General features: G+C 60.9%; 14 protein-coding genes. 6 read left to right on the forward strand and 8 right to left on the reverse strand.

Going from position 1 to position 15,873, the window contains the following annotated elements; all coding sequences use genetic code 11:
• Positions 1–99: 99 nt before the first annotated feature.
• The 4 genes from MTX36_RS06960 to MTX36_RS06975 are packed head-to-tail and all read right to left on the reverse strand — an operon-like array spanning position 100 to position 4,123.
• A complete protein-coding gene (locus MTX36_RS06960) occupies positions 100–657 on the reverse strand; it encodes a hypothetical protein (RefSeq protein ID WP_243619018.1) in 558 nt (185 codons plus the stop codon).
• A 49-nt stretch (positions 658–706) separates the two neighbouring features.
• Complete coding sequence (gene cmrA, locus MTX36_RS06965) at positions 707–1,510, reverse strand: mycolate reductase (RefSeq protein WP_243619019.1); 804 nt, start codon at positions 1,508–1,510, stop codon at positions 707–709.
• 19 nt (positions 1,511–1,529) lie between these two features.
• Complete coding sequence (locus tag MTX36_RS06970; RefSeq protein WP_243619020.1) at positions 1,530–3,560, reverse strand: NADPH-dependent 2,4-dienoyl-CoA reductase; 2,031 nt, start codon at positions 3,558–3,560, stop codon at positions 1,530–1,532.
• Positions 3,557–4,123, reverse strand: coding sequence for a PadR family transcriptional regulator (locus MTX36_RS06975; protein ID WP_243619021.1), 567 nt, complete (start codon positions 4,121–4,123; stop codon positions 3,557–3,559). Before MTX36_RS06975 ends, MTX36_RS06970 begins: the two co-directional genes overlap by 4 nt.
• Positions 4,124–4,217: 94 nt before the next feature.
• On the opposite strand from MTX36_RS06975, the gene MTX36_RS06980 reads away from it, so the two are divergent.
• Together MTX36_RS06980 and MTX36_RS06985 are read left to right on the forward strand one after the other, a co-directional pair.
• Entirely contained in the window at positions 4,218–5,585 is a 1,368-nt protein-coding gene (locus MTX36_RS06980; RefSeq protein ID WP_243619022.1) for an MFS transporter, read from the forward strand.
• A gap of 67 nt (positions 5,586–5,652) precedes the next feature.
• The gene (locus MTX36_RS06985) at positions 5,653–7,674 is read left to right on the forward strand and encodes a CocE/NonD family hydrolase (protein ID WP_243619023.1); all 2,022 of its coding nucleotides are present in this window, start codon (positions 5,653–5,655) and stop codon (positions 7,672–7,674) included.
• Positions 7,675–7,677: 3 nt separating this feature from the next.
• Here MTX36_RS06985 and MTX36_RS06990 read toward each other — a convergent pair whose 3' ends face one another.
• The 3 genes from MTX36_RS06990 to MTX36_RS07000 all read right to left on the reverse strand — a co-directional run bounded on the left by MTX36_RS06990 (position 7,678) and on the right by MTX36_RS07000 (position 10,129).
• The gene (locus MTX36_RS06990; RefSeq protein WP_243619024.1) at positions 7,678–8,499 is read right to left on the reverse strand and encodes an acyl-CoA thioesterase II; all 822 of its coding nucleotides are present in this window, start codon (positions 8,497–8,499) and stop codon (positions 7,678–7,680) included.
• A gap of 74 nt (positions 8,500–8,573) precedes the next feature.
• Complete coding sequence (locus MTX36_RS06995; RefSeq protein ID WP_243619025.1) at positions 8,574–9,413, reverse strand: alpha/beta fold hydrolase; 840 nt, start codon at positions 9,411–9,413, stop codon at positions 8,574–8,576.
• 35 nt (positions 9,414–9,448) lie between these two features.
• Entirely contained in the window at positions 9,449–10,129 is a 681-nt protein-coding gene (locus MTX36_RS07000) for a TetR family transcriptional regulator (RefSeq protein WP_243619026.1), read from the reverse strand.
• 123 nt (positions 10,130–10,252) lie between these two features.
• Here MTX36_RS07000 and MTX36_RS07005 point away from each other — a divergent pair, with 123 nt between their 5' ends.
• The 3 genes from MTX36_RS07005 to MTX36_RS07015 are packed head-to-tail and all read left to right on the forward strand — an operon-like array spanning position 10,253 to position 12,793.
• Entirely contained in the window at positions 10,253–11,371 is a 1,119-nt protein-coding gene (locus tag MTX36_RS07005; RefSeq protein WP_243619027.1) for a ferredoxin reductase, read from the forward strand.
• Positions 11,372–11,398: 27 nt separating this feature from the next.
• Entirely contained in the window at positions 11,399–12,571 is a 1,173-nt protein-coding gene (locus tag MTX36_RS07010) for an acyl-CoA desaturase (RefSeq protein WP_243619028.1), read from the forward strand.
• Positions 12,572–12,583: 12 nt separating this feature from the next.
• Positions 12,584–12,793: a hypothetical protein gene (locus MTX36_RS07015; protein ID WP_243619029.1), complete on the forward strand. Its 210-nt coding sequence runs from the start codon at positions 12,584–12,586 to the stop codon at positions 12,791–12,793.
• A gap of 63 nt (positions 12,794–12,856) precedes the next feature.
• Here MTX36_RS07015 and gdhA read toward each other — a convergent pair whose 3' ends face one another.
• Entirely contained in the window at positions 12,857–14,200 is a 1,344-nt protein-coding gene (gene gdhA / locus MTX36_RS07020; protein ID WP_243619030.1) for an NADP-specific glutamate dehydrogenase, read from the reverse strand.
• Between the two features lie 296 nt (positions 14,201–14,496).
• Here gdhA and MTX36_RS07025 point away from each other — a divergent pair, with 296 nt between their 5' ends.
• A complete protein-coding gene (locus MTX36_RS07025) occupies positions 14,497–15,861 on the forward strand; it encodes a DUF4185 domain-containing protein (RefSeq protein WP_243619031.1) in 1,365 nt (454 codons plus the stop codon).
• Positions 15,862–15,873 lie beyond the last annotated feature (12 nt).

Raw genomic sequence — 15,873 nt, forward strand, 5'->3', positions numbered from 1 at the left:
CTACTTCAGATCTACTCTCGATCGAGGCGGTCGAGACCGGTCTTGACGGTTACTTGACGTGCTACCGAGATAGGTTGACGCACCCCTGATGCTGCGCGCTCAGTTGGACCGCCGCCGTTTCCAATAGAGTCCGCCGAGGGCGAAGAGAGCAAGGGCCGCGACGGCGCCGATGACAGTTTGTGTGTCGACGCGTAGACCAAGCGCGGTGGGTCCGCCGGGCTCCGGAGCGTACCCGGCACCGTAGACGGATTCGACGGCGGCCGGGACGTCGAAATCGCTGCTGGTGCGCGGGCCGCAACTGTATCCCTCGAATTCGGCATCGACGTCGTACGGCTTCGAGAGGAACATCAGTTGCTCAGTGCCGAGTATGTAGCTTGTGCCGCAACCATTTCCGTTTGCGAGCGTCCCGACCGACGTGACAGACGTGACTTTGCCCTTGTAGACGCGGGAGACATCGAATTGGTAGGTGTCCTCGAAACCGTCGGAGGACTTCTCCGTCGGAGTCCCGAGGAAGATGGTGCTGGAAACACTGACTGCTTCTTCAGGCGATGCAAAAGCCATGCACGAGCACGCATTTGCTGTCGTGGGTAGCAGTAAGGGCAATCCTCCGGTCAAGAGAAGGATTGCCCCTGCTGCCATCATGTGCCGCGTAGCCATTAACCGACTATACGGTCCGTATTGGCCTGAATTGAGAAGTTTGGGTAAATCAGCCGCCAAGCTTCTTGTAGAAGGTGCCCACGATGGGCGCAACTACCGCGCGGGGCGTGTAGCCGCCGGCGACGGACATCGCCTTGCTCAAGATGCCGGGTACGACGCGCATCTTGTTCTCGGCCAGGCCGTCGAGCGACACCTTGGCGGTGTACTCACTCGAGATCCAGAAGAAGTCCGGTACGAGCTTGTCGACGATGGAGGCTTCGGCCGGGTCCGGAATCTCGGTACGCACGGGGCCGGGGGCAAGGAGCGTGACGTTGACGCCGGTGCCATTGAGTTCGCCGCGCAGGGACTCCGAGAAGGTGTTCACAAACGCCTTGGTGGCGGCGTAGGTCGCGTTGTTGGGGATCGGCATGTTGCCGGCAGCGGATCCGACCATCAGGATGCCGCCGGACTTGCGCTCGAGCATGCCGGGCAGCACGGCCAGGGTGAGGTCGTGAACTGCGACGGCATTGAGTTCGACCTGGGCGCGCTCGTAGGTCGGATCGAGTTCTGCGACCGGCCCGAAGGTGGCGATACCAGCGTTGTTGCACAGGATGCTGATCTCGCGCTTACCGAGCTCTTCGACCAGTACGGCGCGGGCCGCGCTGTCCGAGAGGTCGCAGGCGCGGACCTCGACGTCGACGCCGTGCTTGGTACGAAGCGTCTCGGCGAGACCCTCTAGGACGTCGCCGCGGCGGGCGACGAGGATCAGGGAGTGTCCGCGGGATGCCAGATCAGTGGCCAGTGCCTCTCCGATGCCGGAGGAGGCGCCGGTCACGACGGCGCGGGCTGTGGTGGTGGGTGTCGGCAGGCTCACGATCAGTCAGCGTAGTCGGTCAGATCTTTGCGGCCAGCCGTGTGCCCTGTTCGATGGCACGTTTCGCGTCGAGTTCACCGGCCACGTCGGCGCCGCCGATGACGTGGGTGGTGACTCCGGCGACGGTCAGTTCGTCGACCAGGTTACGGACAGACTCCTGGCCGGCGCAGATGACGATGGTGTCGACCTCGAGAAGTCGGGGCTTCTCATGCTTCTCGCCGAAGGTGATGTGCAGACCGGCGTCGTCGATGCGCTCGTAGTTGACGCCCGAGAGTTCGTGGACACCCTTGTTCTTGAGGGCGGCGCGGTGAACCCAGCCGGTTGTCTTGCCCAGTCCGGCACCGATGCGTCCGGGCTTGCGCTGGAGGAGGTAGACCTCACGCTCGGAGAGCTCGGGTACAGGCGTGGTGAGTGCGCCCGGAGCCATCTCGGGTTCGGTGACGCCCCATTCCTGCTTCCATTCCTTGAGGTGCAAGGTGGGAGAGATTGGGTGAGTGAGGAATTCGCTGACGTCGACGCCGATGCCGCCGGCACCGATCACCGCGACGGTCTTGCCGACGGGCTTGCCTTCGCGAACCACCTCGGCGTAGGTGAGGACCTTGGGGTTGTCGATGCCGGGGATACTCGGAACGCGCGGTGTGACGCCGGTGGCAACTACCACCTCGTCGAACGATCCGATGAGATCAGCCAGGGCGACTCGTGTTTCGAGCTTGACGTCGACGCCGGCGAGTTCGAGTTGGCGCGTGTAGTAGCGGATGGTCTCGGCAAACTCTTCTTTCCCGGGAATCAACTGCGCGATCCCGAACTGGCCGCCGATCTTGTTCGAGCCCTCGAACAGTGTGACCGCGTGACCACGTTGGGCGAGGTTCAGCGCAGCCGAGAGTCCGGCCGGGCCGGCGCCCACAACCGCAAGGTTCTTGCTACGTCGGGTCGGGGAAAGTATGAGCGTCGTCTCGCGTCCGGCGCGCGGATTAAGCAGGCAGGAAACATGTTTGCGCACAAAGGCATGGTCGAGGCAGGCCTGATTGCAGGCGATGCAGGTGTTGATCTCGTCGGACGCGTCGCGCTGCGCTTTGTTTACCCAGTCGGGGTCGGCCAGCATCGGGCGAGCCATGGAGATCAGTTGTGCGTCGCCGCGGGTGAGGATTTCCTCGGCGGTTTCGGGCATATTGATGCGGTTTGACGCGACAACCGGAATGCTGACGTGCTTTTCGAGTTTGCCCGTGATGTCGACAAACGCCGCGCGGGGCACCGACGTCACGATGGTGGGCACGCGAGATTCGTGCCAGCCGATATCGGTATTGATGATGGTGGCACCGGCGGCTTCGATTTCCTGTGCCAGAGTGACGATTTCATTCCACGTCTGACCGCCCTCGACCAGATCAGCCATCGACAGTCGGAAGATGATGATGAAATTCGGGCCGACGGCACCGCGGGTGCGTCGCACGATTTCGACGGCCATCCGTCGACGGTTCTCGGAGCTGTCGCCCCACTGATCTTTCCGCTTGTTGGTGCGCTCACACAGGAACTGGTTAATGAAATAGCCTTCGCCGCCCATGATTTCGACGCCGTCGTATCCGGCAGACTGGGCAAGCTTGGCGCAGCGGACGTAGTTGCGGATCTGCCAGCGGACTCCGCGATCGGTCAGCTTGCGCGGGCGGAACGGATTGATGGGGGCTTTGATCGATGACGCCGAGACGCTGAACGGCTGGTAGCTGTATCGGCCGGCGTGCAGGATCTGCATCGCGATTTTTCCGCCGGCGTCGTGGACTGCCTTGGTGATGCGTCGATGTCGACGCGCCTCGACGCGGTTGGTGAGCTTGGCTCCGAAGGGGAGGAGCCACCCGGTGCGGTTGGGGGCATAGCCGCCGGTGATGATCAATCCGGTTCCGCCGCGCGCACGTTCGGCAAAGTACTCGGCCAGACGGTCCGTATCCTTTGCGCGGTCTTCGAGGCCGGTATGCATGGAACCCATGACGACGCGGTTCTTCAGCGTCGTGAATCCGAGGTCCAGGGGTTCGAACAGGAGTGGGAACTGCGTGCTCGTCATGGCTGGGGGTGTCCTTCTGTGTCGTGCACTCCGGCGGGGAGTGCATCCAGGATTTCCTGGCACCAGTTCGTGAAACCTTCTTCGACGCGGATGCCGCCGCGAAGAACCAGATACTGGCGCAGGGGAGAGCCGGAAAGGGCTGCGGGGTTCGGGAAATCGCGCTTCTCGATCAGTCGGTAGACGTCGAGTCGGGCGGCGTGGCCGTCGCGGTAGCGGATGACCTCACCTCGAAGTGCTGGGATATCGGAGTCGGCAGCGGCGCGGATCTTGACCGCCAACTCGCTGCGCAGGTGGCTGGGTTCTGACGGTTCGGCAATCCAGCGCGTCAACTCGACGCGGCCGGCCTCCGAGGCTCGGTACACCTTCTTGTCGGGGCGACCGTCTTGCGTCACGGTTTCGACGTCGACCCAGCCGGCCTCGTCCATTCGTTTGAGGACTCGGTAGATCTGCTGGTGCGACGCGCTGTGGAAGAAGCCGATGGATTTGTCGAACCTGCGCGTGAGGTCGTATCCCGACGCGTCCTGCTCGGTCAGTGAGGCGAGGATCGCGTGTTCGAGGGCCATGCACAAAAGTATGTATGCAACGAGGTGCGTATGCAACTAGGTGAGTAGAAACTTTGGCCTGTGCGGTGGCTCACGCTCGCATAGGCTCGCGTCCATGAGCGCAGAACCGGCTGTGGGACCCGCCGATCAGTTGCCCGCCGGAATTGGCGGCGCGGCAAAACGGAGTCAGGTGTTCGCGTGGGGTCTGTGGGACTGGGGGTCGGCGGCCTTCAATGCGGTCATCCTGACGTTTGTCTTCTCGGTGTACCTGACGGATGCGGTCGGCGACGATCTGCCCGGTTCGATCTCGGCCAGTTCTTGGCTCGGCTGGTCGCTCGGTATCGCCGGTTTCTTCATCGCCGTCCTGGCGCCGATCTCGGGCCAGCGGTTCGACGCCACCGGACGCCGAAAGCTTTCGCTGGCAGTTCTCACCGGGCTGACGGTTCTGTCGATGGCCGGGCTGTACTTCGTGCAGGACTCGTATCACTACCTGTGGCTGGGGTTGGTGTTGTTAGCCGTTGGTTCGGTCATCTTCGAGCTGGCCGGAGTTCCGTACAACGCGATGATGCGTCAGGTGTCCACCCCCGAAAATATCGGCCGGGTATCCGGATTCGGTTGGGCTATGGGTTATTTCGGTGGCATCGTGCTGCTGCTCCTGTGCTACTTCGGATTCATAGTCGGCGACGGTGACACTCGCGGGTTCCTGGGTTTGACGACGGACGGCGGACTCAACATCCGCATGGTGGCGCTGCTTGCGGCAGTGTGGTTTGCAGTCTTCGCCATTCCCGTTTTCCTCAAAGTTCCCGAACTTCCCACTCCGGATGCGGACCCCGGCGCTGCCAAAGCGGGATTCCTCGACTCCTACCGAGTGCTGTGGCGGGACTTGCGGGAACTGTGGACGGTCGACCGCCGCACCATCTACTTCCTGATTGCGAGTGCACTGTTCCGCGACGGGTTGGCCGGCGTATTCACTTTCGGCGCTGTTCTGGCAGTGAACGTCTACGGGATTGCGGCAGCGGATGTCCTGCTGTTCGGCGTGGCCGCCAACGTGATCGCGGCAGTGGGCGCCTTGGTTGCCGGCCGGTTCGACGACAGGATCGGCCCCAAGACAGTGATCACGGTGTCGCTGGCATCGATGATCGTGGTCGGATCGGTTCTGATCGCGGTATCGGGACCGTTGATGTTTTGGATCTTCGGTCTCGCGCTGTGTCTCTTTGTCGGACCGGCACAATCGTCGTCCCGCACGTTCCTGGCACGCATCACGCCGCCGGGACGCGAAGGTCAACTGTTCGGTCTCTATGCGACGACGGGGCGTGCGGTGTCCTTCCTGGCGCCGACGCTGTTCGGATTTTTCGCCTGGGCCTTTGGTGCAGATCGAGCCGGAATTATCGGATTGGTGCTGGTGCTGGCGCTCGGGTTGGCGGCGCTGACGGCGGTGAAGTCGCCCGACCAGGATTCGATTCCGGACGTGTCGAACAGTTGAATGTCCGCACTTTCGCCGGGTTCGACTGCTTTAGTAGTTGTTGCCGGGCAAACTAGGGGAGTGGCGAATGTCTGTACGTGGCCTCATCACAGTTGCGCTGGGGACTGTGATGGCAGTAAGTCTTGTTGCTCCGAGTGCCTCAGCTCTGCCGCCGGACGGAGGGCCTCTCGGCGCCGAGTGGACAGCCAATGTGGATGGTCCCCAACAGTATCCGGGCGTCAACGTTCAGTGGGATGTTCCGATCACCATGAGCGACGGAGTGGTGCTGAAGGCTAATGTCTACCGGCCCGCGGATGCTTCCGGCGCAGCCGTCGACACTCAGACGCCCACCATTCTCAACCTGACGCCGTACACCAAGATGGTTTCGGCGTTGGCAAACGCAGCGTTTTCTCTCCCGGAACTCGAAGATCCGCTGATGAAGTTCGTGGCTGAGCTGAACCTGTCCGGTACGCCGGTTAGCGGACTGCAAGATTTGGCCGAAGTAGTCACGGGCGGTGGCCTGCGCACCTTCACTGTTGATCAGAGTCTGATCCGGAGCGGTTACACCCAGGTGGTTGTCGACGTTCGCGGAACCGGATTCTCTCAAGGTAAGTGGCAGGTTCTGCAGCAGCGTGAGCAGCAGGACACTGTGGAGGTCATCGACTGGGCGAGCGGCCAGAGTTGGTCCGACGGAGACGTCGGCATGACGGGTGTGTCGTACTCCGCGATCAATCAAGTCCAGGCGGCAAGTAAGCAACCGGCCGCGCTCAAGGCAATTTTCCCGATGGAACCAGGCGGAGACGTTCTTCGTGACGTCGTCGCTCCCGGGGGCGGTATCGGAATCGGATTCATGCCCGTGTGGCTCGCGGCCGTGAACGGAACCAAATGGCTGCCGAATGTGCAGTCGATGCTCGACGGGACGTTTGACTGGACCTGGCTCGCGGACCGGCAGGCCGATCCGATGACGTTTGTAGGATTGCTCCTCAATGCGCTGACCGTCCCCAGTATTGCGGACATCACCCCGGACCTGAAAGACCTTCTGGAGAGCAATAGTTCATTGCGGAAAGACTTGATCTCGCATCCGGAGAACATCAACGTGCCGACGATGGTCTACGGCGGCTGGCATGACATCTTCACCAACAGTGAGCCTAAGATCTACAACGCAATTCCGTTGCCACCCGGTCGGAAGCAGCTGATCATGGGCGATTCCTACCACTTGAATTTCGGATCCGGGTTCGGCGGCGAGGACGCTCCGCCTCGTCTGGATGTGTTGCAGCGGGCCTGGTTCGATCACTGGCTCAAGGGAATCGACAACGGCATCAACACCTTCGGTCCGGTAACCCTCTACCAGCAGGGCGGCGGATGGACCAGTACAGATCAGTTCCCGCGCGCCGGAATGAGTTACCAGCGTGTGTATCTCGGCGCGCAATCGAGCGGAACGAGTCCGGGGAGTGCTCACGACGGCAGTCTCACCGCGCAGGCACCCGGGGCCTTCGCAACGTTGACGGTCGCCCCAGGTTTGGCGACGGTATGTTCGCGCGATTCAGCGCAGGAAACGATGGGCATCGTGGCGATTCTGGACATGTGCGCCAAGGATGCCCGTTTCAGTGAACGCGACGCGCTCAGCTTTACCAGTGTGCCCGTCGATGAACCCACCGAGATCTCCGGCGCAGTGAACGTGCATCTCAATACCTCGTTGGACACCACCGACGGATATTGGACGGCGACGCTCAACGACGTGGCGCCCGACGGAACTTCGCGCGTGATCACCAGCGGTCAGCTCACGTCGTCGCTACGCGCCGTGGATGATTCGAAGAGTGTGAAATCGGTCAACGGAGACTACACCGATCCGTACTATGTCCTCGATCTGGATTCCCGTCAACCGATCGTCCCCGGTCGGCCCACAACTCTCGACGTGGGCCTGGCCGCGACGGACGCGATACTGCAATCAGGTCACCGGGTGCGAATTGACGTGTACGCGAGCAACTTCCCCAAGGGGATGCTGCTGCGTCCACTTCTCAACGAGAGCCAACTGGTACCCCAGCACCTCGTGCTCGACCCCACTGCGCCGAGCTTCGTGAATATCCCGGTCAGCCGACCGATTCGATGATTGTCAGTCCTTGAAGTAGACGAGTTGGTGGGTGGTGGCGAGCAATTCGCCGTCACTGCCCCACAATTCGCCGCTCTGATCGAAGTAGCCCTTGCCGAAACGCTGGGTGCGCGCCGTTCCGAGAACTGCGCGATCAGCTTGCTGGGCCAAGGCGGCGGCGTCAGCGTGGAAGTAAATGGTCAGCGATACCGTTCCGGCGGGTGCCATCTTGCCGCGGCGCAGAAACACTCGTGGAAAGAATACGTCGCACATCGAGGTCAGAGACGTGAAGTCCAGCGGCCGAGACACGGCGTCGCGTAGCCACAGCGTTGATACCGAATCTGGATGTTCCACGGCTTCCAGATCGGGGATTGCGCCTTCGACAAAGCGCATCTCGTAGTTCTGGGCCCAGGCGATGAATTCGGGGAAGGGTTGCACAGCAACATCTTCTGCTGCCGGAACGGGCGGCATGGCGATTTCTGTGGATTCCCACGTCTCGCGGCGGGTTCCGAATACAGCGGTGGCGGTGGTCGCCACGGTGCCGTCCTGGGAGAGTTCGATGGACCAGTGCTGAGTCGACCGGTTGGTGCGTACCGGCCGGGCAGTGATCTCGAAGGGGCCCTCCGCGATCGGGCCGGCGAAGTTGACGGTCAAGGACAGCGGTTGGCCCAAGCATTCGGGGTGACGCTGCACAGACTCGACCAGTGTGGCGGCGGTAATGCCGCCGAACGGTCCCACCATGTTGTTGTACGCCGGGCTGGTCTGCCCGGTGGACAACCCGGGGGTCAGCGATTCCAGTTCGACTGCAGCGTCGAAGGGATGCAGAGATGTAGCAGTCTCGGTCACGACAAACTCCTGAGGATGGAATCAACACGGTTCTATGTATGACAACTTACATAGAGTTCGAGGTGGGGCCTAGTTCAGGATCCGGCTCGCCGAATAATCGCGTCCGCCAATTCCTCGGAGCGTTCCTCCGGAATCCAATGGCTACCACCTTCGAGCACGACAAATTCGTAGGGGGCGTCCACGAACTCACCGCAACGTTCGGCGCCGGCGCGGCCCAAGGCCGAGTCGTCCGTGCTCCACACGTAGGTGGTCGGCACCGTGGTGGGTTTGATGTCTCCGAAATCGCGGGTCATTGCGCGGTACCAGTTCAATGCACCGGTCAGCGCACCGTCGTCGCTCAAGACATCGATGTGAGCGTTCGCGAACTCGGGATCGATCTGACCGTCGAACATTGCGCGCAGCCGTCGGAAGTTGTCCTCCGACAACACCTCTTCGGCCTTGCCTTCTTGACGTAGTAATCCGATGTACGACGAGCGCTGCTTCTGATCGGCGTCCTCGCGCAGCGCCCAACCGAAAGCTGTGGGGTGAGGAACGGACACGGCAGTGAGGCTGCGGATCCGGCCGGGGTGCCGGCCGGCCACCTGCCAGGCGACGGCAGAACCCCAATCGTGACCCACCAGATGGGCGTCGGGAATGCCCAGGGCGTCGAGAAGTCCGACGACGTCCGCTACCAAGTGTTCGATCCGGTAAGCATCTACGCCCTCGGGTCGGGCGCCGGACGAGTAGCCGCGCTGATTCGGGGCGATCACACGATATCCGGCGGCCGTCAGTAACGGCGTGACCTTTCCCCACGATGCGGCACTCTCGGGGAAGCCATGCAGTGCTACCAGCGGAATTCCGTCGTCCGGACCGGAAATCAGGACGTCGAAAGTGAGGTCGCCGACGGGAATCTGGAACGTAGTGGTGGAGGACATGCTGCCCACGGTACGGCGAAAGTCTGCACCTGACATCAACTTCGAGATGGATTCCAGGTAGCCATTCCGAGCATGATCAAGCGCAGCTGCTTTTCGGCGCGGCCGATCACCGCGTCCTCGCTGCGGTGTCCTAGCGAACCGGCATCCAGGAGTTCGACGACGGTGGTGAACATCGCCCCGACGATCAAATCGGCTGCCATCTCGAGGTCGGGATCCTGCCAACCTTCCAGGCCGACGATACGAGAGAGGTCGACGGTCAGTTCGCTGACGAACAATCGCATCTCGGTGTTGATGGCGCGTCGTACTTCGCTGACACCTCCGTACCGTTCGCGGCAGAGGAATCGGAATTGTCGTTCGTGGGTATGCACCTGGCGTACAAGGATATCGAGTGACGCTGCCGCGTCCTTTGTGTTGTGGTTGCGTCTCGCGTCGCGCAGCATCTGGCGGAGCATCCGCATGCTTTCTTCGACCAGCGCAACGCCGAGGTCCTCCATCGACGCAAAATGGCGATAGAACGCGGTGGGGACGATTCCCGCTTCGCGAGCCACCTCGCGCAAGCTGATTCCTGAGAAGCCACGATCGGTGAGGAGGTCCATCGCTGTATCGAGGAGAGCTTGGCGGGTGCGTTCCTTCTTTGCGGCCCTGGTTTCAGGCGCATCGTTCGGCGATGGTGCCGGTCCGGCCTTGGTCACGATGTCGAGTCTAGGTACCGGCATCCGACATCCCCTCAGTGGTTCGAGTAACGCGGGTCACATTGTTGTTGACATGTTCCTGTGTCTACCTGTCACACTATAGTCAGTGAACAATCGTGCACTGAAATCTTCTACTCGAGGAGTGTCATGACGATCGCATCAGCTCCGAAGGCTATTGCCAAGCGTGGATTGTCTTTGATCGGACTCGTCGAGGCCATGGCAGCGCCACATCAGATCGACCGCTACCTCGAGCTGGTCAATCCGATGGCGACGGTGCGGGACCTGCGCGCTCAGGTGATGGCCGTCGACTATCCGGTTGCTGATTCCGTCACTCTGACCTTGCGCCCGACCCGGCAGTGGAGCGGTTTCAGTGCCGGACAGTTCGTGCAGGTAGGCATCGTGATTGACGGAGTCCGTCATACCCGCTGCTACTCGCCCGCCGGCAGCGCCTCCGCACGCAATGGGTTGATCGAATTGACCGTCAAGGCTCAGCCGGACGGCCTGGTCTCTCAGTATCTACATCGGGAGGCTCAACCTGGACTGGTCGTCAGCATTTCGCAGGCCGACGGCGTATTTTTGCTCCCGACGCCGAGGCCGACCAAAGTGCTTCTCATCAGCGGTGGCAGCGGAATCACTCCGGTGATGTCCATGCTGCGGACGCTGGTCGATGAGGGGCATACCGGTGAAATTGTGTTTGTGCACTACGTGAACACCGACAAGGACGTGGCGTATCTACGCCAGTTGACGTCCATTGCTGCGGAGAATTCCAACGTAAAACTGGTACTTGTGTACACCGAAACCGGTGGGGGAGACCTCGAAGGATTCTTCGATCGCGGTCACCTCGACGCCGTGGCGCCCTGGATTGTCGATCCGAAGGCAATAGACGCTCAGGCCTACCTCTGTGGGCCTCCCGGTCTGATGCGCGGTGTGCGTGAGGTGTTCCGCGATATCGGCGTCGAGCATCTGCTCAATACCGAAGAGTTTGCCCCAGCAATTGCTGAACCTGGTGAAGTTGGCGGACAGGTTTCTTTCACCAAAAGTGCTGTCGCAGCAGAGAATTCCGGCAAAACTCTGCTCGAGCAGGCCGAAGCGGCAGGTCTGACGCCGGAATACGGCTGCCGGATGGGAATCTGCTTCTCCTGCACTTCCGTCAAGAAGGCGGGCCGCACACGCAACATTCGCACCGGTGAGACCGACGACGAGCCGGACAAGAAGATCCAGCTCTGCGTCAGTGCTCCCGTCGGCGATGTCACCGTCGAAATCTGAACGCACCACAACTCTTTGGAGACTGTCATGTTTGGACTGTCACTTCCCACCTTCCCTCTTCTTGGTAACGGCTCCGGCGCGAAGACCGAGGCGCCCGTCGTCCTTACTTACGACCAAGTCGAGGAACTCGGCCGCGAACTCGATGCGCTTCGTGCGCGTACCGTCGCCTCGCTCGGCACGGAAGACCGTGAGTACATTTACAAAGTCATCAAGGCGCAGCGAGGTTTTGAGGTCGCCGGACGAGGGCTGATGTACCTGGGCTTCCTGCCGCCGGTATGGCTCGCAGCCGTGGGCGCACTGAGTGTCTCGAAGATCCTCGACAACATGGAGATCGGCCACAACGTCATGCACGGTCAATACGACTGGATGCGTGAACCGGGACTCAATTCCGAAGTATTCGAATGGGATACGGTCTGCCCGGCCGATCAGTGGCGGCACTCGCACAACTACATGCACCACACGTACACCAATATTCTCGGCAAAGACCGTGACGTCGGATACGGCATCCTGCGGATTGACGAAGCCCAGAAATGGAATCCTTACTACCTCGGTAATCCGTTGTGGGCGTTCACGTTGATGATGCTTTTCGAGTGGGGCGTCATGATGCACGATCTCGAGATCGAGAACGTAATTCAACGCAAGCGGACGTGGAATGATGTCAAGCCTTTGCTCAAAGGCTGGTGGAACAAGGCCGGCAAACAGGTACTCAAGGACTACGTCATCTTCCCGGCACTCACGGGACCGCTGTTCGTCACCACTCTCGCCGGTAATGTCACTGCCAACCTGGTTCGGAACGTGTGGACGTACTCGATCATCTTCTGCGGTCATTTCCCCACTGGCGTACAGAGTTTCACCGAGGATGAGACAGCTGACGAGACTCGCGGACAGTGGTATGTCCGTCAGATGCTCGGCAGTGCCAACATCGAGGGTAGCCCGCTCTTTCACATCATGTCCGGCAATCTGTCCCATCAGATCGAGCACCACCTGTTCCCGGATCTGCCGGCTCACCGGTATCCGGAACTTGCGCCCGAGGTCAAGGCGTTGTGTGTGAAGTACGGTTTGCCGTACAACACGGGAGGGTTCTTCAAGCAGATCGGTTCGGTGTGGGGCAAGATCTTCAAGTTTGCCTTGCCACCCGCATTGGTCAAGTCGCAGAGCCTCGCCGGTGTTATCGTCGAACGCCAGCGCACTGCATCCTGAGAGGCACAACTGATGGTCGGGAAATTCGAACGACGCAAGGACACTGTCCAGGAGCTGACCGAATCTGCGGCCACCCATGTCGGTTCCATCGCGATGATCATCGCCGGTGCTGTCCGGGACGTGACGCGGGAGATTGGCGACTGGGTATCCGACGGTATCGAGATGCGCGAGGCTGCAAAGAAAGCCGAAGCGGATGACGATACGGAACCGCCGGCCAACTGACACTGCATGACTATGGGCGCCTCCGCAATTGCGGAGGCGCCCATAGTCATGTGCAGATACTTTTTAGATGACGCCCAAGGAGATCATGGCGTCGGCAACCTTGACGAAGCCGGCGATGTTCGCGCCGTGCACGTAGTCGCCCGGCTTGCCGTACTCGGCAGCCGTGTTGATGGTGCGTTCGTGGATACCGCGCATGATGCGGGCGAGACGCTCATCGGTGTACTCGAAGCTCCAGGAATCGCGCGAAGCGTTCTGCTGCATTTCGAGTGCGGAGGTAGCAACGCCACCGGCGTTGGCTGCCTTGCCGGGAGCGAAAGCAACGTCGGCGTCGCGGAAGAGTTGGACGCCACCGGGGGTGGTGGGCATGTTCGCGCCTTCGGCAATAGCCTGAACGCCGTTGGCGATCAACGTCTTTGCTGCGGTTTCGTCCAGCTCGTTCTGTGTTGCACAGGGGAGTGCCACGTCGCAAGGTACGTCCCAGATGGAACCGCCTTCGATGAACTCGGCATGGGGGACTGCGTCGGCGTACTCGCTGATGCGGCCACGGCGAACTTCCTTGATCTCCTTGAGGAGGTCGAGGTCGATGCCCTTCTTGTCCACGATGTAACCCGAGGAATCCGAGCAGGCGATGGCGACGCCACCGAGCTGGTGGATCTTCTGGATAGCGTAGATGGCAACGTTGCCGGATCCGGAGATCACGACGTTCTTGCCCTCGAGATCAGTGCCCCTGGCCTTGAGCATTTCGGCGACGAAATATGCGACGCCGTAGCCGGTGGCCTCGGTGCGAACCTGCGAACCGCCCCAGGTGATGCCCTTGCCGGTGAGAACGCCGGACTCGTAGGTGTTGGTCAGTCGCTTGTACTGGCCGAACAGGTAGCCGATCTCGCGGCCGCCGACGCCGATGTCACCGGCGGGCACGTCGGTGTACTCACCGATGTGGCGCTGGAGCTCGGTCATGAAGGACTGGCAGAAACGCATGACCTCTGCGTCGGTACGACCCTTGGGATCGAAGTCCGAGCCACCCTTGCCGCCGCCGATGGGCAGGCCGGTGAGGGAGTTCTTGAAGATCTGCTCGAAGCCGAGGAACTTCACAATGCCCAGGTTGACGCTGGGGTGGAAGCGCAGGCCGCCCTTGTACGGGCCCAGTGCACTGTTGTACTGAACGCGGAAGCCACGGTTGACGTGGACGTTGCCGTTGTCGTCGGTCCACGGCACACGGAAGATGATCTGGCGTTCCGGCTCGCACAGGCGCTCGATCAGTCCGCCGTCGGCGTAGCGCGGGTGGCGCTCGAGCACGACCTGCAGGGACTCGAAAACTTCGGCAGCAGCCTGGTGGAACTCGGGCTCACCTGCATTGCGAACCAACACCTGATCGTAAATCTGCGCTACGCGGTCACGTACGGACACCGCTCACCTACCTGACATTGTGAGTATTTTCTTACATTTCCGTTACATAGTAGGCGCATTTGATGCGCAATCGACCATCCGTGAACGAACGTGAAATCAGACACACCGACTTTTGCGCGAAAATCGAATGACTGTTTTATAACGATTTGCTCAGGTTTCACTTGCTTAACAGTGCACTGGTGGTTTGCTGGGCGGGACGAAGGTAACGGGGCGGGGCGACCGGTCGTTCTTTACTATCTGCAAGGTCGGATCGAGCTAATCAATCAGAGAGGCTGCGTGTGCGTACAAAACGGTCCATGTCAGCGTTGTTGTCCATAGGTGTAGTCACCATCGCGGCCACAATCGTTTCAGCGCCGGTGGCGTCGGCCGTCGGTGGCCCGTGTGGTCAAGGTGGCAACGGTTCGCTGGGCTCGATAACGGGTTCGCTCGGTTCGCTAACGGGATCACTGAGCGGCTCTGCCGCTACGGGTTCGCTCATGAACGGATTGCCGTGGATCACCGGTGCACCCAATGGCGCGCTGCCCGTCCTCCGGGGTCGAACCCAGGCCATTGAAATGGTGACCGGGCCGGGTAGCCCCAATGACACGATCAATCGCTTCAGTGTTTCCGGTACCGACCTCGGAATCATGTGGGACAACGGGCTTCCCGGTTCCGAGCATGGTGTTCAGATGGCGTTCGGAGACACGGTCGGGGACTGCGATAGCCCCGGCGACGACTGGCGCAGCAATGTGCTCTTCCGCAGCAGCAATACTGATATCGCGAACAAGTTTCGGATCGACAGTTCTCCTAAGGATGGTCCGAACCACTCGAAGGAAATCATCCCCGAACCCCAGTTTGCCCCGGGGTTCGAGTTCACCACCATCCCAACGGCCGGAATCTCTTATGACGGAGTGCAATACATTCGAATTATGTCCGTCCGTTCCTGGGATGTACCGGGTGAGTGGACAACCAACTACTCAGCTCTGGCCTACTCGACCGACAACGGTGAGAACTGGGTAGTCGATCCGGTCACGGTGCGCGCGAACACCGGGGATATCGATCTCGGCATCCTGGGAATCCCCGCGATATCGCCGATCAACAAGAACTTCCAGCAGAGTGCCTTCCTCGAGGGCAGAGCCGAAGACGACGGTGACGGGTTCATCTACGAATACGGCACCCCGTCCGGACGTTCCGGTGGCGCATTATTGTCCCGGGTTCCCGGGGCGGAACTTCGTAATCCCCTTGCCTACGAGTACTGGAATGGGTCCGGATGGAGTGCGGACCCAGACGGCGCAGTGACGGTAATCAAGTCACCGGTCAGTGAACTCTCGGTTCAGTGGAACGACTACCTGAACAAGTACGTCGCTATGTACACCAGTCCGAGGGGGCTCGTGATGAGCCAGGCCGAGCATCCGGAAGGTCCCTGGAGTGGATCGCAGGTCTTGGTCAGCGGAGCTACTCTGCCGGGCATCTACGGCGGATTCATGCACCCCTGGACTTCGCGCCCAGGCAGCCACACCCTTGAGTTCGTTGCGACCACGTGGGATCGCTACAACGTGATCTACATGCAGACGGATCTCACGGGCATGGGAATGTCGGGCTCGGATTCTCGTGACCGGCCGGATCCCGCGACAACCGGTGAAGCGGAGCTGCTCGAGATGAGAATGCCAGCAGAGCAGTAAGAGATATCGACA

Source organism: Rhodococcus sp. ARC_M6 (genome assembly GCF_022810305.1).
Classification (GTDB): domain Bacteria; phylum Actinomycetota; class Actinomycetes; order Mycobacteriales; family Mycobacteriaceae; genus Rhodococcus_F.